We start from the raw sequence: 20,006 nt of genomic DNA on the forward strand, positions 1-20,006 counted from the left end.
CGGTGCGCGATCCTGCCTGCGCCGCTACGCGCAAGCAGGCGGCTGCGGTGCGAGCCATGCGTCGAACGGCGCCTGCCGGCCGATATCGAACAATTCGAGCAGCAGCGCACGCAGCCAGCGATGGCCGGGGTCCGCATCGAAGCGCCGGTGCCAGTACGCATTGACGGCCCATTCGCCGGCTCCGGCAATCTCATAGAGCACGCACGGCTGCCGTGCGGAAAACGTGATCGCGATCGTCTCCGGCAGGATCAGCGCGTAATCGCCGTGCTCGAGCAGCGCGGGCACGACCATGAAGTCGGGCAGCGCCGCACGCACGCGCAGCATCAGCCCGTGTCGCTCGAGCAGTTGCATCGATTGCGGATGCGACGTCACGGCAACGAAGCGCAGTGCGTCGGGCGCGTCGCCGTCGAGCACGAAAGCGTCGGCGAGCGCGAGGCGCTGCGCGGTGCGGCGCGGCATCAGGAGTACGCAGCGTTCGTGCAGCAGCGCGGTGCGCTGGAAGTGGCTGGATGCGTCCGCGCAATGCCCGAGCGCGAAGTCGATGCGCCCCGATTCGAGCGCGACGTTCAACTGGCATTCGTCGACGTGCAACGTCTCGATCACCGCGCCCGGCGCGCGGCGGTCGAATGCCGCGAGCAGCGTCGGAAGGAATGCGCTCGCGGCGAAGTCGCTCATGTGCAGCCGGAACACACGCTGCGTGCTGTCCGGCGCGAAGCGCGAGCCTTCGTCGAGCACGTGCTGCAGGATCGCGAGCGCCTTGTCGACCGATATCGCGAGCCGCTGCGCACGCGGCGTCGGTTCGACGCCGCTGCCGGTGCGCACGAACAGCGCGTCGCGAAACATCAGCCGCAGCCGGCCGAGCGCATAGCTCACCGACGGCTGCGTGACGCCGAGCCGCAACGCCGCGCGGCCGACGTGCCGTTCTTCGTAGACGGCGCGAAACGTCTTCAACAGGTTCAGGTCGAGGTCCTGCACGCGCAGGCCGTCTTGCGTATCCGTGTCGTGCGATGCGGGTTCGGAGCGGGCCGGCTGCCGGCTGCGGGCGGAGTGCATCATCGTGTTTGCCTCGCGGTGACGGAAGGTGCGTGGCCGTAACGTCGCGCATATGCCTTCGCGAAATGGCCGAAGCCGTGGACGCCATGCGCGATCAGCACGTCGGTCACGCTGCACGCGTCGCCGCGTTGCAGCGCCGCATGCACGGCGGCCAGCCGGCGATCGCGCACGTGGGCGGCCGGCGTGGTATCGAGGAATGCGCGGAACGCATGCTGCAGCGTGCGCGGCGCGACGCCCGCGACGGCCGCCAGCGTCGTGAGCGGGAGCGGCTCGCCCAGATGCGCATCGACGTGTTCGCACGCGCGACGCACGTGCGCGGGCAGCGGCGGCGTGCCGCGCGCGAGCGCGTCGCTGTACGAATGCGGCAGGTGTGCGAGCAGCAGCGACATCAGCGCGGCGGTGAGATCGGCGACGAACGTCGTGGCCGCCGTGCCGATACCCGGCTGCGGGCCGATGCGGCACAGGTATTCGAAAGTCGGCAGCACGGCCGCCGCGCCGACGCCATTGCTTTTGCCGTTGCCCTTTCCACCGGCCGCGAGATCGAATTGCAGCGGTCGCGTCAGCGTCATCTGCAACATGTCCTGCAGCTTGCGTTCGAGCGCGCCGCGTTCGAGTCGCAGCACCAGGTTGCGGCAATCGGGGCTCGTGATCAGGCGGCTCGCGAGCGCAGGCGACGATACCGTGAGCTCGCCCGGCGCGGCGCGCGCCACCGTCCGCCCTGACTGCAACTCGCACGCACCGGCCAGCGTCAGCCGGAACAGGAAGTGATCGGTGTCGTCGCCGAAGTCGATGCGCGTTTCGCGGCCGTAACAGAGCTCGAGCAGCGTGCCATGGTGCAGCGGCACCTCGTACAGCTCCGCATGAAACGGAGCGCGGCCGTGCGCGGCCATCCGGTGCGCCCCGAGCCGATGCGCGACCGCGCGTTCGACTTCGTCAGGCGCATGCAGCGTGTCGAGCCGGTTCGGCGCATGTCGTGAGAGGGCGATATCCATATGGGAGCCTCGTGTCGGGTGCGTTGGCGCGGCTCGCTGCGTGTTGCCGCGATTGCGTTGCGCAAACCGTCGTGCCGTTGCGCGTTTTGAAGCGACGCGGTGCCGGCTGCCGCGTACGCTCGAAGCCATTCACTCACCGGGAGACAACGATGAAGGTATGTGTACTGGGTGGCGGTCACGGCTGCCATGCGGCGGCGATCGATCTGTTCGAAAAGGGCCACGACGTGACGTGGTGGCGGCGCGACCGCGAACCGCATGCGCGCTTGCGCGAGCTCGGCGCGTTGCAGGTGACCGACTACCGGGGCAAGCGAACCGTGCCGCTCGGCGATGCACCCGGCGCAATCCGCCTGACCGATGATCTCGCGGCCGCGCTGCGCGGCGCGCGGCTCGTCGTGGTGCCGCTGCCGGCCGTGTCGCACGACACACTCGCCGCGCAGGTCGCGCCGCTGCTTGCCGACGGCCAGGTCGTGTTCCTGCCTCCCGGCACGTTCGGCAGCTTCGTGTTCGCGCGCGCGGCGGCCGAGGCCGGCAATCGCGCGCGCGTCGCGTACGCGGAGACGGGCACGCTGCCGTACCTGGTGCGCAAGCACGGCATCGACGACGTCGTGATCAGCGCGTATGCGACGCGCCTGCCGACCGGCGTGTTTCCGGCCAACGCGGCAGGGTGGGCATTCGACGTGCTGCGTGCCGGTTATCCGTCGGTCGAGCCGGTCGAGGATGCGCTGTCCGGCGCGCTGATGAATGCGGGCCCGGTGATCCATCCGCCGTTGATCCTGATGAACGCCGGGCCGCTCGAACACTTCGACGCGTGGGACATCCACAACGAAGGTACGCAACCATCGATCCGTCGCGTGACGAACGCGCTCGACGCCGAGCGCATCGCGATACGCGAAGCGCTCGGGTACCGCGCGCCGCATTTCCCGCTCGCGGACCACTATGCGAGCGACGGCGACGAATGGATGTACGGGCGCGGTGCGCATGGCAAGCTGACCGACAGCGGCGACTGGCGCGAGAAGATCGATTTGCGCACGCATCGCTACATGCTCGAGGACACCCGGCTCGGGCTGTCGTTCATCGTGTCGTGCGGGCGTTGGGCGAGCGTGCCGACACCTGTCGCGCAGGGGCTGCTGAACATTGCGTCGGCGGTGACCGCGCGCGACCTGTACGCGGAAGGGCGAACGCTCGACGGGCTCGGCCTCGCCGCGCTGTCGCGCGACGCGATGCGCGCGCTGCTCGATGCGGGGTACGCAGCATGACGGCCGCCTCCGATGTGACACGCGTGCACGTGCTCGGTGCGGGACGCATGGGGCAGGGAATCGCGCTCGTATTCGCATTCGCCGGCCTGCGCGTGACGCTGATCGACTTCAAGCCGCGCGACGCGCACGGATGGCGCGCGTTTGAAGCGCGCACACGCGGCGAGATCGTGCGGCCGCTGCATGCACAGGTCGAGCTCGGCCGCATCGATGCGGCACAGGCGGACGCCGTCATCGGCCGGATCGAGCTGGTCGCGCGCGACGGTGCCGCGGATGCGGTACGCGACGCCGGCATCGTGTTCGAAGCACTGCCGGAAGTGCTCGACGCGAAGGCCGAAGCATTGCGCTGGCTTTCCGCGCATGTCGATGCGCACGCAACGATTGCGTCGACGACGTCGACGTTCGTCGTCACCGAGTTGCAACGCCATGTCCTGCATCCCGAGCGCATGCTGAACGCGCATTGGCTGAACCCCGCGCTGCTGATGCCGCTCGTCGAGATCAGCCGCAGCGATGCGACCGACCAGCGTGTCGTCGACGCGCTGGCCGCCGTGCTCGAGCGCGTCGGCAAGCGGCCGGTGATCTGCGGGCCGGCCCCCGGCTACATCGTGCCGCGCATCCAGGCGCTCGCGATGAACGAGGCCGCCCGGATGGTCGAGGAGGGCGTCGCGAGCGCGGCGGACATCGACACCGCGATCCGCACGGGCTTCGGCCCGCGTTTCGCGGTGCTCGGGCTGCTCGAGTTCATCGACTGGGGCGGATGCGACATCCTGTACTACGCATCGACGTATCTGGCCGGCGTGATCGGGCCGCGTTTCGCGCCGGCGGACAGCGTCGTCCGCAACATGGAGGCGGGCCGTGACGGCGTGCGCACCGGTACCGGGTTCCACGACTATGCGCGGGTCGACGTGCCGGCATACATGCGGCATCGGCTCGGCGAGTTCGCGCGGCTGCTGGACCACCTCGGGCTCGCGCCCGTATTCGACGCGGCGACACGCGATCCCGCTGCGTGAGCGGCACCACCCGGCGCGCGGCGGCCGCGCGGTGCTCGCACTCATGCCGCGTCGCCGCGCGTGCCGGAGACGGACGCGGTGCGCGTCTCGCGCATCACGCACAGCGTCGCGACCGTGACGAGGCCGAGCGCGATGAGCAAGAGCGACACCGGCCACGACGCTTGATAGCGCGCGAGCAACGCGGTCGCGATCAACGGCGACATCCCGCCCGCGAAGATCGACGCGACTTCGTGACCGAGCGCGACACCCGAATAGCGCACCTCGGTGCTGAACAGCTCGCCGACGAGCGCGGGCAGCGTGCCGATCATCGCGCCGTGGCTCACCGCCGTGCCGACCGTCAGCGCAAGCCAGACGAGCGGCGTCACGCGCGTGTCGAGCAGCCAGAAGAACGGGAACGCACATGCGACGAGGCTCAGCGCGCCGATCAGGTACACGGGTTTGCGGCCGATCCGGTCGGACAGCCGGCCCCACGCGAGCATTGCCGCCATTTCGACGACCATCGCGATCATCACGCCGGTCAGCATCACGCCGTTGGGAATTCCGACGTATTTTCCGTAGACGAGCGAGAACGCGAGGAAGATGTATGCGCCGCCGTTTTCGGCGACGCGCAGGCCCATCGCGAGCAGGATTTCCTTCGGATGGCGGCGGATGCATTCGACGATCGGCAGATGCGTATGCGCGCCGCGCTTGGCGGCCTGCTCGTAGTCGCGGCTTTCGGGCAGGTGACGGCGGATATAGATGCCGATCGCGAAGATCACGACGCTGGCGAGGAACGGCAGCCGCCAGCCCCAGGTGCGGAAAGCGTCGTCCGGCAGCGCCTGCACGGCGAGAAACGCGGCCGACGACAGCACGAAGCCGCCGCCCACACCGAGCTGGCTCCAGGCCGCGTAGTAACCGCGCTGCTCGGGCGGTGCGTTCTCGCTGATCATCAGCACGCCGCCGCCCCACTCGCCGCCGGACGCGATGCCCTGCAGCAGCCGCAGCACGACGAGCGCGGCCGGCGCCCACAGCCCGATCTGGGCGTAAGTCGGCAGCAGGCCGATGGCGAACGTCGACGCGCCCATGATCAGCAGCGTCCAGACGAGCGACGCCTTGCGCCCGTAGCGGTCGCCTACGTGGCCGAATACGATTCCACCGAGCGGCCGCGCGATGAAGCCGAGCGCGAACGCGGCGAATGCCGCGAGGCTGCCCGCGAGCGGCGACGCGCCGGGCGGAAAAAACACGTGGCCGAACACGAGCGCGGCGGCCGTGCCGTAGACGAAGAAGTCATACCATTCCATCGCGTTGCCGGCGACGGACGCGATGACGATGCGGCGAAGCTGCCGGTCGGCGAGCGGCCGGGCGGCGCTCGGGGACTGCACGGTGTCGGTTGGATACATGGCGGACTCTGAAGGGGGCGGGCGCGTGCCGTCTTTGCGATGCATGCGGCACTGCGGGCTAGTGTTGTCGGCACCGCCGCCCCGGTCAAATCCGCAGAAAAAGGGGAGTGTCATCACTCCCGCAAATGATGGTCGGATGGACGCGGCGCGCGGCCATGCCCGCGCGCCGGTAACCCGTTAGCGCTCGATCTGGCGGTTCCAGCGCGTGTCCCATTGCGCGCGGCGCGCGTTGATCGCCGTCCAGTCGACCACCGTCACCTTGCGCACCAGATCGTCGACGTTGCCGAGGCTTTGCTGCATCGCGGCAGGCATCTTCGCGAGGCGATTGGTCGGGATCTGCTTGCCGGCCTCGGCTGCCTTCGTCTGCGCGGGCGCGGACAGCAGGAACTGCGCGAGCTTCTGCGCCAGTTGCGGATCCGGATTGTTCGCGACCACGCACAGGTCGACGAGCAGCAGCACCGGGCCTTCCTTCGGGTTCGCATACGCGACCGGAATGCCCTTGTCCTGCAGATCGCCGACACCGGTCGGCGTCAGCGGGAACAGGCCGGCCTCGCCGGTCTGCACCATCTCGGAGATCTTCGCCGAGTTCGGGATGTACTCGACGACGTTCGGCCCGACCGTGCTCGCCCACTTGCTGAAGCCGGGCTCGACGTTCTGTTCGCTGCCGCCGAGCAGCCGGTTGATCGCCAGAAATCCGTGCAGCCCGAACGTGCTGCTCGATGCGGACTGGAACACGACCTTGCCCTTGTATTTCGGATCGGCGAAATCCATCCACGACGTCGGCGGCGCCCAGCCTTTCTCGGCGAACAGTTTCTTGTTGTACGCGATGCCGGTCATCCCGAGCTGCACGCCCGCGCCGACGTCGTCCTTCATCCGCGCGAACGGATACAGCTCCTTCAGCACCGGCGAATCGTCCAGCTTCTGGCATACGCCGAGGCTGACCGCGCGCGCCATCACGCCGTCGTCGAGGAACGCGACGTGGATCTGCGGCTTGTTGCGGTTCGCGAGCAGCTTCGCGAGCACGTCCGACGACGTGCCGGGCACGACGACGACCTTCACGTTGTTCGCTTTCTCGAAGTCGGGCAGCACCTGGCTCGTATAGGCCTTTTCCATCGGGCCGCCGTTCATGCCGACGTAGATCGTCTTCGTTTGCGCGAACGCCGGCGCGCCGGCGCCTGCGATGCAGAGGGCGGCTGCCGCCGCGATCGTTCCGAGCAGTTTCATCGTTGGGTCTCCTCTTGACGGAAAGGGGCGGTCGGCGCGGCCTGGCGGGGAAAGCGGCCGATCGAGAATGCTTCGAGCGGCGTGGCGGTTTCGCCGGTCGCGACGAGATCGGCGAGCACCTCGCCGACACCCGGCGCGAGCAGGAAACCGCCGCCGGAAAAGCCGAACGCATGCAGCAGGTTCGGCGTGGTGCGGCTCGCGCCGATGATCGGGTTGTGGTCCGGCGTGCAGCCTTCGACGCCGCTCCACGTGCGGATCAGCAGCGCGTCGCGCAGTGCGGGCAGCAGCGCGCACGCATCGCGCATCACCGCGCGTGTCGTATCGACCGACGGCTGGCCGAATTCGCCGTCGCCGCGGCCGCGCCCGCCGCCGATCACGCAGTTGCCGCGCGCGACCTGGCGCGCGTACACGCCGCCGCCGTACACGCCGAGGTTGTGCGTGATGAGCGGCGGCAGCGGCTCGGTTACCCACATGTTCGGATAGATCGGTTCCATCGGCACGGCTTCGCCGAAGCGTGCGGCGATCGTGTTCGCCCACGCGCCGGCCGAGTTGATCAGCCACGTCGCGGTGCATGCGCGGTCGCCGGCATGCACGTGAAAACGCGCGCCGTCGTGCCGGACCTCGTCGACCGGCGTGTGCTCGAATACGTCGGCGCCCGCCGCCCGGGCTGCGCGCGCGAACGCGGGCGACACGACGCGCGGGTTCGCGTGTCCGTCGGTCGCGCACAGCGAGCCGCCCACCGCCGCGCGGCCGAGCCACGGATAGCGGCGGCGGAACGCGTCGCCGCGCATCACTTGCAGCGACAGGCCGTGCTCGGCGGCGAGCGCCGCATAGGCATCGAGTGCATCGAGATCGGCGTCGCTGCGCGCGAGCCGCAGATGGCCCGACACGACGAATTCGCCGTCGATGCCGATCAGCTCGGGCAGGCGATCCCAGATGCGCCGCGCGCGCAGCGCGAGCGGCAGCTGTTCGGCCGGGCGGCCCTGGCAGCGCACGCCGCCGTAGTTCACGCCGCTCGCCTGTGCGCCGCAGTCGCGGCGCTCGAACAGCGCGACGCGCACGCCGCGGCGCGTGAGCGCCAGCGCGGCCGATGCACCGACGAGCCCGCCGCCGACGATCGCGACGTCGTAGTGACGATGCTCACTCATCGCGCGCCTCGTCGGGGATCGCCGCGACCTCGTCGCCCGCAAGCGCGGCTGAAATCGGGAATGGCTTTACCGGCGGTTGCGCGCGCAACCGGCCGACGTCCGCGAGCGAGCGGCCGGTTTCCGCGGCGAGCACGAGTGCGGCCGCATCCCCGCACATGCGGCCCTGGCAACGGCCCATCCCCGCGCGTGTCAGCGCCTTCAGCCGATTCAGCTCGGTCGCTTCGCCCGCGCGAATACAGCGTCGCAGCGTTCCCGCGTCGATTTCCTCGCAGCGGCACACGATCGTGTCGTCGGGGCAGCGCGCGGCGAGCGCGGCGGGTGGCGCGAACGCAGCTTCGAGGCCCGCGCGGAATGCGCCGATCCGGGCCAGCCTGCGCTCCAGCATCGCCGCGTCGGGCTTACCGGCGCGCGCGGGCAACGACGTCTCGATGCCCGCATCGTCGAGCAGCGCCAGCGCGGCGCGTCGCCCGGATGCCTCGGCCGCGTCGGCGCCTGCGATGCCGGCACCGTCGCCCGCGACATAGATGCCGCGCACCGACGTGCGGCCGGCCGCGTCGCGTTCGGGCAGCCATGCGCGGTTGAGCGGATCGAAACGGAACCGGCAGCCCGCGAGATCCGCAAGCTGGGTTTCCGATCGAAGCCCGAAGCCGAGGCCGAGCGCATCGCAGTCGAGCATCCGCGGCGGTGCGTCGCCGCCGGCCGCACGCCATGCGAGCCCCGTCACGTGCCGCTCGCCGAGCACGCGCTCAAGGGCGACACCCGTTTCGATCGCGACGCCATGCGCGCGCAGCCAGCCGATGTAGTACAGCCCCTTCGCGAATGTGGACGGCATGCGCAGCAGCGCGGGTGTCGCGGCTGCCTGCTGGCGCAGCGGGCTCGTATCGAGCACCGCCGCGACCTGCGCGCCGGCCTTCGCGTATTGATAGGCGACCAGATACAGCAATGGTCCCGTGCCGGCGAACACGATGCGGCTGCCGATCGCGCAGCCCTGCGCCTTCAGCGCGACCTGTGCGCCGCCGAGCGTGTAGACGCCGGCGAGCGTCCAGCCCGGCACCGGCAGCATGCGATCGGTCGCGCCGCTCGCGACGATCAGGTGCGAGAACGGCACGGTCGTCTCGCGGCCGTCCTGCAGCGTGTCGACGCGGCCGGCGCCGCACGCCCATGCGAGCGTGTTCGGCCGATAGTCGACGTGCGGCAGCAGCGCGGCCATGGTCCGGTGCACGGCATCGGCCTTCGCGGCCTCGAAGCCGTACAGCACGCGCTTGCCGCGCGCGAATGCACCATCGGCAGGCGGTTGACGGTAGATCTGTCCGCCCCAGCGCGCGTTCTCGTCGATCACGACGGGGCGCAGCCCCGCGTCGACCAGCGCTTCGGCCGCGCGTACGCCGGCCGGCCCGGCGCCGACGATCACCGGTCGCAATGCGTCGCTCATGACGCGTCTCCTGCCGCGGCGGGCTGCGCACCGGTAAGAATCCGCATGCCGTCGACGATCGGCGTCGAGCATGCGCGCACGCGCGCGCCGGCTTCGGTGCTCACCCAGCAGTCCTGGCACGCGCCGATCAGGCAGAAGCCCGCGCGCGGCTTGCCGCTGAATTCGCTCACACGCACGCGGCGCTGCGCGACGAGGATCGCGGTGAGCACCGTGTCGCCGGCGAGCGCCTGCGCGGGGCGACCATCGAGCATGAACGCGACGGCGGCGCGTTCGCGTTCGGCGATGCGCACGAACTGCGCGCCTGTGCTGTCGTCGGCGCCGGCGGTGGATCGGGAAACGGGAGTCGTCATCAGTGTTGGCCGATCAGGATGCGGTTCAGGCCGTACACGCGATCGAGCAGCAGCATCGCGCCGGCGGTGATGAAGATGACGAGCGTCGATACCGAGGCCATCATCGGATCGATCGATTCTGTCGCGTACATGTACATGCGCACCGGCAGCGTGACCGTCTGCGGCGACGTGACGAAGATCGACATCGTCAGTTCGTCGAAGCTGTTGATGAACGCGAGCAGCCAGCCGCCGGTGATGCCGGGCACGATCATCGGCAGCGTGATGCGGCGGAACGTCGTCCATGGATCGGCGCCCAGCGAGCACGCGGCCTGTTCGACGCTGCGATCGAGACCCGCGACGGAGGCGAGCACGAGCCGCATCACGAACGGCGTGATGACGACCATGTGCGCGACCACCAGCCACGCGAACGAGCCGGTCGCGCCGATCAGCGCGAAGAATCGCAGCAGCGCGATGCCGAGCACGAGGCCGGGAATCACGAGCGGCGACAGCAGCAGCCCGTTCAGGAACGCGCGGCCGGGAAACGCCGCGCGCCCGATCGCGAGCCCGGCGGGCAACGCGATCGCGAGCGACAGGGTCGCCGACGCGAACGCGAGCTTCACGCTGTTGGCGAATGCGGTGACGAAGTCGGGATAGTCGAGGATCGCGCGGAACCAGCGCAGCGACAGGCCATGCGTCGGCAGCGTCAGCGTTTCGTCGGGCGTGAATGCGACGAGCACGACGATCACGAGCGGCGCGAGCACGAACAGGATCACGAGCGTGTGGAACGCCAGCGCGAAGGGACCGTTCTTTCTCATCGGGAAGCGCCTCCGAGGCTGCGCGCATAACGGCGTTCGAGCACGCGGTAGTAGGTGAGCATCACGACCAGGTTCGCGGCCAGCAGCAGCACCGCGATCGTCGCGCCGAGCGGCCAGTTCAGCGAGCCGAGGAACTCGTCGTAGACGGCGGTCGCCGCGACCTTCAACCGGCGTCCGCCGAGCAGGCCCGGAATCGCGAACGCGCTCGCCGACAGCCCGAACACCATCAGGCTGCCGGACAGCACGCCCGGCATCAGTTGCGGCACCACGATCCTGCGCAGCGTCGTGAACGGCGACGCGCCGAGCGACAACGCCGCGTGCTCGGTCTGCGGATCGAGCCGCTGCAGCGCGGTCCACACGGGAATCACCATGAACGGCAGCATCACGTGCACCAGCGCGATCACGATCGCGAACGTCGTGTATTCGAGCTTGTACGGCCCGAGGCCGACGAGCCCGAGCGCCTGGTTCACGAGCCCGTTCGTGTTGAGCAGCATGCTCCAGCCGAACGCACGCACGACGACCGACACGAGCAGCGGGGCAAGGATGACGAGCAGGAACAGCGAGCGCCACGGGTCGCGCATTTTCGACAGCACATACGCCTCCGGCGTGCCGATCGCGACGCAGATCGCGGTGGTCAGCGCGGCGATGCCGAACGTGCGCGCGAAGATCGCGTGGAAGTACGACGCGCCCAGCACCTCCGCGTAGTTGCCGAGCTGGAACGCGGCGATCGGGCCCGTGGCCGGGTCGTAACGGTAGAACGTGAGCGCGAACGTCATCGCGAGCGGCACGAGCACGAGCGCGGCGAAGAGCAGGAACGCGGGCGCGCACATCAGCCACAACGGCGCATGAGCACGCCATGACGCACGCAACGTGCGGCCGCCGGCCGAGGCCGGCACGGTCGCTTGCGCGAGCGCGGCCGGCGTGCCGTCGGTCGGCAGCGGTCGGGCAGGCTGTCCCATTCAGGCCTCCCGCCGCATCACGCGCACCGCGTCGCTGTGCCAGTCGACGCCGACCGGCGCACCTTCGGCGAGCGGCTCCGCCCCTTCGTTCTGGCAGCAGACGAGCACTTCGCCGAGCGCGCTGTCGACACGGTACAGCCACTGGCTGCCGAGGAAGAAGCGGCTCGTGACGGTCGCCGCGAAGCGGCCCGCGCCCGGCGCGCACAGGCGCAGTTTTTCCGGGCGGATACACACCGACACGGCGTCGCCGATGCGCACGTCGCGCTCGCGCGCCGGCAGGTGCGCGGTGCGGCCCGTCTCCGCGAGATCGTGGCCGAGGTCGATGCGGATCGCGTCGCCGTCGTGCGCGACGATCGTGCCGGGCAGCAGGTTCGCCTTGCCGATGAACTGCGACACGAAGTGGTTCTCCGGGCGCTCGTATGCACGATACGGCGTATCGGTCTGCGTGATGCGGCCGGCTTCCATCACGACCACGCGATCGCTGATCGACAGCGCTTCCGATTGATCGTGCGTGACCATGATCGTCGTCGTGCCGATCTTGCGCTGGATCGCGCGCAGTTCGAACTGCATTTCCTCGCGCAGTTTCGCATCGAGGTTCGACATCGGCTCGTCGAGCAGCAGCACCGGCGGTTCGATCACGACCGCACGTGCGATCGCGACGCGCTGCCGCTGGCCGCCGGACAGCTCGCGCGGAAAGCGGTGCGCGAGCGCATCGAGACGCACGAGCGAGAGCGCCGCGCGGATGCGTTCGGCGCGCTCCGCCTTGTCGACGCCGCGCATGTCGAGGCCGAAGCCGACGTTCTCCGCGACGCTCATGTGCGGAAACAGCGCATAGCTCTGGAACACGATGCCGAGCCCGCGGCGGTTCGGCTTCATGTGGGTGATGTCCTGGCCGTCGAGCGCGATGCGGCCGCGCGTGACGTCGACGAAGCCGGCGATCATCTGCAGCGTCGTGGTCTTGCCGCAGCCCGACGGCCCGAGCAGCGACACGAATTCGCCTCGTTCGACCGACAGGTTCACGTCGGCGACGGCGGTGAGTTCGCCGAACGATTTCGTCAGATCCGTAAGCGTGAGAAACGACATGGGAGCTCCGGGTTCGCACACCGGGCGGCCGGTGCGTCATTGACGCGGACTCTAGCCAGCCATATTTGGGACCGTCAATTTGGAATTCTGCTCAACGGGAGGAATTTTGAAAAAATTCCATTGAACGGAATGATTTCGAGCATTGCCGGAGGATCGTTCCGTTCAATGAGGAGCGGCCGGGTCGTGAACGGCGCGCGTCAATCCCGTGTACACCCGGATGCCTGGCGGATTTCGGCCGCGCGACAATGGCGGCTGGCGTATTCCGTTCACTGAAATCCCCGAGGAGAATTCGCATGCAGGAACCTCATTCGCGCGGAACGTCGCGTGCCGCGCGCATGCCGGCGCCGGAAGAGGACCCCGCCGCCGATGCCGCCGGCGCGCCCGGCACCGGCATGCTGCAGCGCGCGTTCGCGATCCTTCGCGCGCTGGCCGGCATGCAGCAGGACGGCGTGCGCGTCACGCATCTCGCGAAGGCCGTCGGGCTCACGCAGGGCACCGCGCACCGGATCCTGCAATCGCTGATCGCCGAAGGGATGGTCGAGCAGGACGAGCAATCGAAGCTGTATCGGCTGAGCGTCGACTTCTTCGCGCTCGCCGCGCTGGCCGGCAACCCGAGCAGCATGCGCACGCTGTGCAGGCCCGCGCTGCTGCGACTGTGCGCCAGTCTCGGCGAGACGATCTTCCTGCTCGTGAAGAGCGGCTTCGACGCGGTATGCCTCGATCTGTGCGAAGGGCCGTTTCCGATCCGCTCGTTCACCGGCGACATCGGCGGGCGCGTCGCGCTCGGCGTCGGACAGGGCAGTCTCGCGATCCTCGCGTTCCTGCCGGAAGCCGAGCGCGAGGAGGTGATCCGCTTCAACGTGCCGCGTATTCGCGGCTACGGCGTGCTCGACGAGGTGTACCTGCGCACCGAGATCGAGCGCGTGCGCCAGCTCGGCTATGCGGGCCGCAACAGCGGCGTGCTCGACGGGATGGCCGGCGTCGCGGTGCCGATCCTCGACCGCACCGGGTATCCGGTCGGCGCGTTGAGCGTCGGCACGCTCGCGTCGCGCCTCGGCGACGACCGGATGCCGATGGTCGTCGAACTGCTCAGGCGCCAGGCCGACGCGATCGGTCCGCGCACCAACCCGTTCGACGCCGCATTGCGGCGGCCGATGCACGGGCTGTCCGGGAAAACCGCATAGCCGCATCGAGCGTGGCCGTTTCGTCGGCTTGCTTGCTCGTGGACCTCTTCCGCCCGCGCATGATGCCGATGCACCTGCCCGTGTATTGCGCGACGTGTTCCGCGAACGCGGCGGACGTGTGCATGACGATGGTGGGCGGCCGCGTGCCGATGGAGGATCGCCGCGTGTTGTCGGTCGACGGGAACGAGATTCTCGAGCCCGGGACGACGGCTGCGCAGACGATGATCGCGCGCAGCGGATTGCTGCACCGGGTCGACGAACCGAAGACGCCGCGGCGGCCACGGTTTGCACGGTGCGATGACCGGGCCGCCGCACCGATCCGGCGCGGGTTTTTTCCTGGTTTCGCCACCGACGGACATGCTAGGATTTCCGACAAACAACTCCGGAGACTGCCATGCCGTTCATCTGCGAAAACGTTGAATGCCGTGCCGTGCTGGCTCGTGGTCAGGTCAAGGCCAGTCATGAAGAAGCAGGCTGGTGTTTCTACTGCCCCGACTGCAAGGCGAGGAACGAGTTGACGAGCATCGGCGTGCCGGGCGGTCCTGTCGAGTTGCATCAGCCGGAGCGAGCCAGTCCTCCGCACAAGGTCGTCGCGACGGCGCGCCCGCTGGAGGACGGCGGATTCGCGGCGCAGTTGCGCGTGCAGCGGGCGCTCGCCGTGAGGGGAACCTACGCGGCCGAAGAGCGCTGGGAGCAGCTCGGCGTATTCCCCGACGCGCAGGAGGCTGTCGCGCACGCGAAGTCCTTCGCGATGGACCTGCTGGCACGGGCGGCCTAGGCGCGAACGGCACACCGGACGATCCACATCTGCCGGCAACGGCACCGGCCGCGGCTCGGGTGTCGTACCGTGCCGGCACGCCTGGCACCGGGCCCGGCCGGTCGCATCACATCGCCGCCGCTGTCTCTCGCAGACGGAATTGCGCGACGGCATCGCTCAGCCGCGTGCTCTGGTCTTCGAGCGACAGTGCGGCGGCGGCCGCTTCTTCCACCAGCGCGGCATTGCGCTGCATCGTCTGCTCCATCTGGATGACGGCGGCGTTCACCTGCTCGATGCCGGCGGTCTGCTCGTCGAACGCGATGCTCGTTTCGCCCATGATCGCGTTCACGCGCTCGACCGCGGCGACGAGTTCGTTCATCGCCGAGCCCGCAAGCGCGACGAGGCTGCTGCCGTCTTCGACGCGCTGCGCCGAGTGGCCGATGAGTTCGCGAATCTCCTTTGCCGCCGACGCGCAGCGCTGCGCGAGCCCGCGCACCTCGGTTGCCACCACGGCGAAGCCACGCCCCTGTTCGCCCGCACGCGCCGCTTCGACGGCGGCATTGAGCGCAAGAATGTTGGTCTGGAATGCGATGCTTTCGATCACGCCGACGATGCCCGAGATCCGCGTCGAGCTGTGCGAGATCGCCGACATCGTTTCGACGACGCGCTGCATCGCGTCCCCGCCTTTCGACGCAATGCCGGCCGCGCCTTGCGCGTAGGTGCGCGCATCGCGCGCGTTGTCCGCGTTCTGCCGCACGGTTGCGGTCAGTTGCTCCACGCTCGCCGCCGCCTGCTGCAGCGACACGGCCTGCTGCTCCGTGCGCGCCGACAGGTCGACGTTGCCGCTCGCGATCGTGCGGGCGTCGCCGACGATCGTTTCCGTGCTCGAGCGCACCTGGTTCACGGTTTCGACGAGGCCATCCTGCATCCGCTTCAATGCGTTCAGCAGATACGCCATTTCGTTTTCGCCCGGAATGACGACCGTGCCGGTCAGGTCGCCTTTCGAAATCCTGTCGAAATGCGCGACCGCGAGATGGATCGGCGCGATGATCGCCTTCGCAAGCACGCGCTGCGCGACGAAGCCGACGACGAGCGCGAACAGCGCGACGGCCGCCATGGCCCACACGATGCGGTGGAAGCGCTCGCCGGCCGCATCGTAACGCGCCTTCTGGCGTGCGACCTGGAACGATTCGAGCGCGTCGATCGCTTCCTGGTAGGCAGTGAAGAGTGCCGGCGGCGCGGTGCGGTGCGTGTCGAGGAAGTCGAATGCGTTGTCGTGATCGAGTTGCGACATCGCCTTCAGGAACACCTGGTCGAGCAGTGTGCGGCGGCGATTGCGCAGCGTGTCGAACAGCGCTTGCTCGTCGGCGTCGCGCGTGTGCAGGCGCGTGTACGCGTCCAGTTCGTCGTCGCTTTGCTTCAGGAGCGTGTGGAGTTGCGCGATTTCCGCCTTCGCGGGCTGGCCGGCGCTGATGATCTGCGCGACGTCGCTCACGCGTTCGCGCAGCACCAGCATCCGTTCGGAGCTGGTTTTCAGGTGCAGCAGCGACGCGGTGTCGTCGCGGTACATCGCTTCGAGCGAGCCGTTGCCCGCATAGAGGGCGGCGATGCAAGCGCCGACGACGAGCACGAGCAGCGCCGTATAGCCGGCGATGGTCGCGACGAGTCCGCCGCGGATAGTGAGTTTTCGCATGACGTTCCCTTGCCGGCGGCCCGACGGGCGGCCGACGGCGGATATGGATTCCGGATCACGAACGACGACGGGGCGCCGCGTCGGAATGCGGGGCGCCGGGGTTGCGAACGGATTAACGGCAGGCGCGGCGCGCAGGTTTTATCCGCACGCGACGCGAATCTGAACGAATGCGACAGGCACGGCGATGGAAGACGGATGCGCCGTCCTGGTGAATGGCGTGCCGACGGCCGGCGCCCGCATCGCATGCACGGGTTGCGATGCGCGCGAAGTGCGGATGTGTGCCGGGCGTCCGCGCTGTCGCTTACTCGTCGCCGGCCAGCCGGGACCGGATCTCGTCAATCGACAGATCGTGTCGATGCGTGGCGATCTGCCACGTGTTGCCCCACGGATCCCGGACCATCGCGCGCCGGTCGCCGTACGGCATGTCGGCCGGCGCTTCGAGCGAAGTCGCATTTGCGGCGATCGCGCGGCGGTAGGTCGAGTCGGTGTTCTCGACATAGACGTAGAGAAACGCCGGCATCGGATCGCGCAGCCCGTCCCCGCCGCTCACCATCACGACGGAATCGCCGATCCTGATTTCGGCTGGCAGTCCTGAACGGAATTCGCCGTGCGCGTGGAAGACCGCCTTGATGAACGCGATCAGGTGCTCGGGATCGGGAACGACGATGCGGGGGGTGACGGTATGCCACCCGTCGGGCTGGAATCGGGCCATGTCGAGCGACCTCGAAGGGAATCACGGCGTATTGTCCTCCGGCGCCGTGTGCGCGCAAAGGGGCGGCTGCATCGATTTCGATCGGCGCAGCCGCGCGCGCGCCGTCGTCAGGCACCTGTGCCGAACCCGAGCGCGGCTGCCTTCGCACGCAATTCGGCGAAACGATCGGCTGTCTGACCGGATGACGCGCCGGCCGCCATTTGCGACGGATCGATGCCGGAGACCGAGCTGGACGGCGAAGGCGCCGTTGCGCCGGCGCACGTTCCGCCGAACGGCCCTTGCGCGACCGTGAACGCCGGCGCGTCCGTACGCGGCGGGTCGGCGAAATCGAGCGCGTAAGCGAGGTTGAACGTCGCCGGGTCGCTGCCGCGTACACCGAGCGGCTTCAATCCGAAACGCCATTGCAGCAGCGCATGAATCGAGCTCGGGTCGAACGGATAGCGCGTCACCGTGCCGGCGCGAACGCGCGGGCCGAGCAGCGCCAGCGGCACGCGAAAACCGAGCTTGCCGTCGTTGCCGAGCGCGTGCTCGCTGTTGCTGACCGGCCGGATCGGCGGCACCACGTGCTCGAGAAAGCCGCCCCATTCGTCGTACACCACGATCATCAGCGTGCGACTCCACGCAGGGCTCGTGCGCAACGCGTCGTAAACCTGGTTGAGAAACGCCTGCCCGTCGCGAATGTCCGCATGCGGATGATCGTCCGCCGAAACCCCTTGCTGCTCGCCCGTGAAAGCCGGGTCGACCATGCAGAACGGCGGCAACGTTCCCGCCGCCGCGTTCGACAGGAAATCCGCAAACATGTGCGAGATGCCGAGATAGCGCGTGCCGTACAGCGCGGTGAACGGCACGTCGTGGTAGTAGTAGCTGCAACCGACGTTGGCATCGCTCAGGTTGTCCCAGATCGTGCGCAGCGACGAGTTGTCGGCGGTGTCCGTGAGGCGGTCGGTGGCGCCGCTGTGCAGGTAGAGGCGATTCGGAAACGTGTTGGCCAGCACGCCGCTGAAGTAGAAATCGCCGATCGTGTAGCTGCTCGCCACCGCGCTGAAGAACGGCAGGTCGGCCGATGTGTAGAAGCCGATGGGCAGCAGGTCGCCGCGCGTCAGGCTCGTTCCGGGTGTCAGGAGCCAGCCGTTCATCGCCCCCGACGCCAGTTGCGTGCGCGCGCCCTCGTAGCTGTGGTTCGGGTCGTGGTACGCGCAAGCCTGGTAGCCGTAAGCGGGATTGGCCGACAGCTGGAACGGTGCATTGGTCCCGCCGAACGCGTCCTTGAATTGCTGATTGGCGGGCATGCCTTCGGCACCGGGCACCCAGCTGAGGTAGTGGTCGAACGAACGATTTTCCATCGTGACCAGCACGATGTGATCGATGCCGGAACTCGCGGGGTCGGGCAACGCGGGCCGTGGCAGGTTGTAGCGATCGCGGCCGTTCGGTGACGGCGTGTCGCCGATCGACGGTGCGGGCGCGTTGCCGTCCGCGCCCGGCCCATCGCCGTCTCCGCCGCAGCCGGGCAGCGCAACGCTGCCGGCCATCGCTGCAACGCCCGCGAGAAAGCGTCGGCGATTGTAGCGGCGATATGCATTCGTCTCGTCCATGACAACGTTCTCCTTCGTTATGGGACGCGGCTGACCGTCCGGTCACGCATCGCCGCCGCGAATCGACGCGCACTCGCAGCTGGAGATCGCGAGCGCGTGGAAGGCGCAAGCTTCATGCCCGTTGCGCAAGGCGCCGCATCGTGCAGGCCGCCGAGTTCGATCGTTGCATGCGCACACGCGCGGCGCGCGCCGCGCATGCTGCCGCGCGTTCGCCGTCGTCCGATGCGTGCATCGCGGCGCAGCGTTTCGCGCATGTCGATCCGGTGGCTGTCGTCAGACGAATGAGCTGCGCATTTTTCACTGGCCGCTGGTCAAAAGGAACGCGGCGAAACGGAAGCTGAAGCAGGAAAAGGGACAGCGCACGCGCGAGACGCGCGTTCTCACCGGCAGGCGCCGATGCCGGTGCGGCGGGCGGCGCGGCACCGGCCGCGCGCGCGGTGCGTCCATTTCGGGCGCGGTACCGCGTGCGATTGCGGCAGCGGCGTCGTACGTGAATCGACGCGCTACGCGGCCGGCGCGTGCGATTGGTCGGCCCGTTCGCGAGCCTTGTCGCGCGCGGCGACGAGTGCCCGGATGCGCGCGCGATCGGCCGGCGTCGCCGGCGTGAAGATGACCAGACTCAGATCGGGGCGGCCCGTCACCGAGAATGCCGAGTACTCGAGCGCGATCCGCCCGGCCGTCGGATGACGAATCTCCTTCGTTCCTTCGTCATGCGAATGAATGTCGTGATCGCGCCACATCGCGTCGAACTCCGCGCTCGTCGCGCGCATCTCGTCGATGAACGTCTGCACGGCCTGCGTCGCTCCGCCGCGTGCGATGTCCGCGCGAAACGCGCCCACCGCGAACCGCGCGACGCGTTCCCAGTTCTGCTGTGCGTCGCGCACGCGGGCATCGACGAAGATCAGCCGCAGGATGTTGCGCGCGGGTGGCGGCAGCGTCGCATAGTCGGTCAGCGTCGCGGCGGCCGCGTCGTTCCACGCGACGACGTCCCACGTCGCCGTGCGCACGATCGCGGGGCTGGCTTCGAGCGAATCGAGCACGTGCTGCAGGCGCGGCGTGACGTCACGGCTCGCGTGATAGCGCACCTCGGGCGGATGGCCGAGGCCGATCAGGAACAGATGTTCGCGCTCGGCATCGTTGAGCAGCAGCGCGCGGGCGAGCCGGTCGAGCACGTCGGCCGACGGCGCGCCGCCGCGTCCCTGTTCGAGCCACGTGTACCAGGCGGCGCTCACGTGCGCGCGCTGCGCGACTTCCTCGCGCCGCAGGCCCGGCGTGCGGCGCCGCGCGACGGGCAGCCCGAGCGCGGCCGGGTCGAGTTTCTCGCGGCGGTCCCGAAGGTACGCGCCGAGCAGGTTGTCGGATGCGTCAGCCATAGCCTGTTAGTTCGTTTA

At 68.9% G+C, this 20,006-nt stretch carries 18 protein-coding genes; 4 read left to right on the forward strand and 14 right to left on the reverse strand.

What is annotated here, in order from left to right; translation table 11 throughout:
* Positions 1 to 24 precede the first annotated feature (24 nt).
* Both WS51_RS01765 and WS51_RS01770 read right to left on the reverse strand, forming a co-directional pair.
* On the reverse strand, positions 25 to 1,056 hold the full coding sequence (locus WS51_RS01765; RefSeq protein ID WP_069228495.1) for a LysR family transcriptional regulator: 1,032 nt from the start codon (positions 1,054 to 1,056) through the stop codon (positions 25 to 27).
* The gene (locus WS51_RS01770; RefSeq protein WP_069228496.1) at positions 1,053 to 2,045 is read right to left on the reverse strand and encodes an AraC family transcriptional regulator; all 993 of its coding nucleotides are present in this window, start codon (positions 2,043 to 2,045) and stop codon (positions 1,053 to 1,055) included. Before WS51_RS01770 ends, WS51_RS01765 begins: the two co-directional genes overlap by 4 nt.
* Positions 2,046 to 2,194: 149 nt before the next feature.
* Between WS51_RS01770 and WS51_RS01775 the strand changes: the two genes are divergently transcribed.
* Positions 2,195 to 3,301 (forward strand): NAD/NADP-dependent octopine/nopaline dehydrogenase family protein, encoded by a 1,107-nt coding sequence (locus WS51_RS01775; protein WP_069228497.1) that lies wholly within the window; start codon positions 2,195 to 2,197, stop codon positions 3,299 to 3,301.
* Positions 3,298 to 4,308, forward strand: a complete 1,011-nt coding sequence (locus WS51_RS01780; protein WP_069228498.1) for a 3-hydroxybutyryl-CoA dehydrogenase — start codon at positions 3,298 to 3,300, stop codon at positions 4,306 to 4,308. The genes WS51_RS01775 and WS51_RS01780 overlap by 4 nt, the downstream gene beginning before the upstream one ends.
* Before the next feature lie 41 nt (positions 4,309 to 4,349).
* Here WS51_RS01780 and WS51_RS01785 read toward each other — a convergent pair whose 3' ends face one another.
* The 8 genes from WS51_RS01785 to WS51_RS01820 form a co-directional block, all read right to left on the reverse strand.
* On the reverse strand, positions 4,350 to 5,687 hold the full coding sequence (locus WS51_RS01785; protein ID WP_069228499.1) for an MFS transporter: 1,338 nt from the start codon (positions 5,685 to 5,687) through the stop codon (positions 4,350 to 4,352).
* Positions 5,688 to 5,864: 177 nt separating this feature from the next.
* Entirely contained in the window at positions 5,865 to 6,911 is a 1,047-nt protein-coding gene (locus WS51_RS01790) for an ABC transporter substrate-binding protein (RefSeq protein WP_059452096.1), read from the reverse strand.
* Complete coding sequence (locus WS51_RS01795) at positions 6,908 to 8,059, reverse strand: NAD(P)/FAD-dependent oxidoreductase (RefSeq protein WP_059452097.1); 1,152 nt, start codon at positions 8,057 to 8,059, stop codon at positions 6,908 to 6,910. Before WS51_RS01795 ends, WS51_RS01790 begins: the two co-directional genes overlap by 4 nt.
* The gene (locus WS51_RS01800) at positions 8,052 to 9,491 is read right to left on the reverse strand and encodes an FAD/NAD(P)-dependent oxidoreductase (RefSeq protein ID WP_059804304.1); all 1,440 of its coding nucleotides are present in this window, start codon (positions 9,489 to 9,491) and stop codon (positions 8,052 to 8,054) included. The genes WS51_RS01795 and WS51_RS01800 overlap by 8 nt, the downstream gene beginning before the upstream one ends.
* A complete protein-coding gene (locus WS51_RS01805; protein WP_059542872.1) occupies positions 9,488 to 9,841 on the reverse strand; it encodes a (2Fe-2S)-binding protein in 354 nt (117 codons plus the stop codon). The genes WS51_RS01800 and WS51_RS01805 overlap by 4 nt, the downstream gene beginning before the upstream one ends.
* Positions 9,841 to 10,635, reverse strand: a complete 795-nt coding sequence (locus tag WS51_RS01810) for an ABC transporter permease (protein ID WP_059452100.1) — start codon at positions 10,633 to 10,635, stop codon at positions 9,841 to 9,843. Before WS51_RS01810 ends, WS51_RS01805 begins: the two co-directional genes overlap by 1 nt.
* A complete protein-coding gene (locus WS51_RS01815) occupies positions 10,632 to 11,594 on the reverse strand; it encodes an ABC transporter permease (protein ID WP_059977667.1) in 963 nt (320 codons plus the stop codon). Before WS51_RS01815 ends, WS51_RS01810 begins: the two co-directional genes overlap by 4 nt.
* On the reverse strand, positions 11,595 to 12,677 hold the full coding sequence (locus WS51_RS01820; protein WP_059452102.1) for an ABC transporter ATP-binding protein: 1,083 nt from the start codon (positions 12,675 to 12,677) through the stop codon (positions 11,595 to 11,597).
* A 293-nt stretch (positions 12,678 to 12,970) separates the two neighbouring features.
* On the opposite strand from WS51_RS01820, the gene WS51_RS01825 reads away from it, so the two are divergent.
* Entirely contained in the window at positions 12,971 to 13,861 is an 891-nt protein-coding gene (locus tag WS51_RS01825) for an IclR family transcriptional regulator (RefSeq protein WP_059977669.1), read from the forward strand.
* Positions 13,862 to 14,255: 394 nt separating this feature from the next.
* Positions 14,256 to 14,639 (forward strand): hypothetical protein, encoded by a 384-nt coding sequence (locus tag WS51_RS01830; RefSeq protein ID WP_059503825.1) that lies wholly within the window; start codon positions 14,256 to 14,258, stop codon positions 14,637 to 14,639.
* A 106-nt stretch (positions 14,640 to 14,745) separates the two neighbouring features.
* Here the strand turns inward: WS51_RS01830 and WS51_RS01835 are convergent, their stop codons facing one another.
* The 4 genes from WS51_RS01835 to WS51_RS01855 all read right to left on the reverse strand — a co-directional run bounded on the left by WS51_RS01835 (position 14,746) and on the right by WS51_RS01855 (position 19,988).
* A complete protein-coding gene (locus tag WS51_RS01835; protein WP_059770557.1) occupies positions 14,746 to 16,311 on the reverse strand; it encodes a methyl-accepting chemotaxis protein in 1,566 nt (521 codons plus the stop codon).
* A gap of 301 nt (positions 16,312 to 16,612) precedes the next feature.
* Positions 16,613 to 17,023, reverse strand: coding sequence for a VOC family protein (locus WS51_RS01840; RefSeq protein WP_059793396.1), 411 nt, complete (start codon positions 17,021 to 17,023; stop codon positions 16,613 to 16,615).
* 107 nt (positions 17,024 to 17,130) lie between these two features.
* Positions 17,131 to 18,615: an alkaline phosphatase family protein gene (locus tag WS51_RS01845; RefSeq protein ID WP_069228500.1), complete on the reverse strand. Its 1,485-nt coding sequence runs from the start codon at positions 18,613 to 18,615 to the stop codon at positions 17,131 to 17,133.
* A 503-nt stretch (positions 18,616 to 19,118) separates the two neighbouring features.
* Complete coding sequence (locus WS51_RS01855) at positions 19,119 to 19,988, reverse strand: helix-turn-helix transcriptional regulator (RefSeq protein ID WP_059452108.1); 870 nt, start codon at positions 19,986 to 19,988, stop codon at positions 19,119 to 19,121.
* Between the last annotated feature and the right edge of the window lie 18 nt (positions 19,989 to 20,006).

The sequence above is a fragment of the Burkholderia territorii genome (genome assembly GCF_001718335.1).
GTDB lineage: Bacteria > Pseudomonadota > Gammaproteobacteria > Burkholderiales > Burkholderiaceae > Burkholderia > Burkholderia territorii.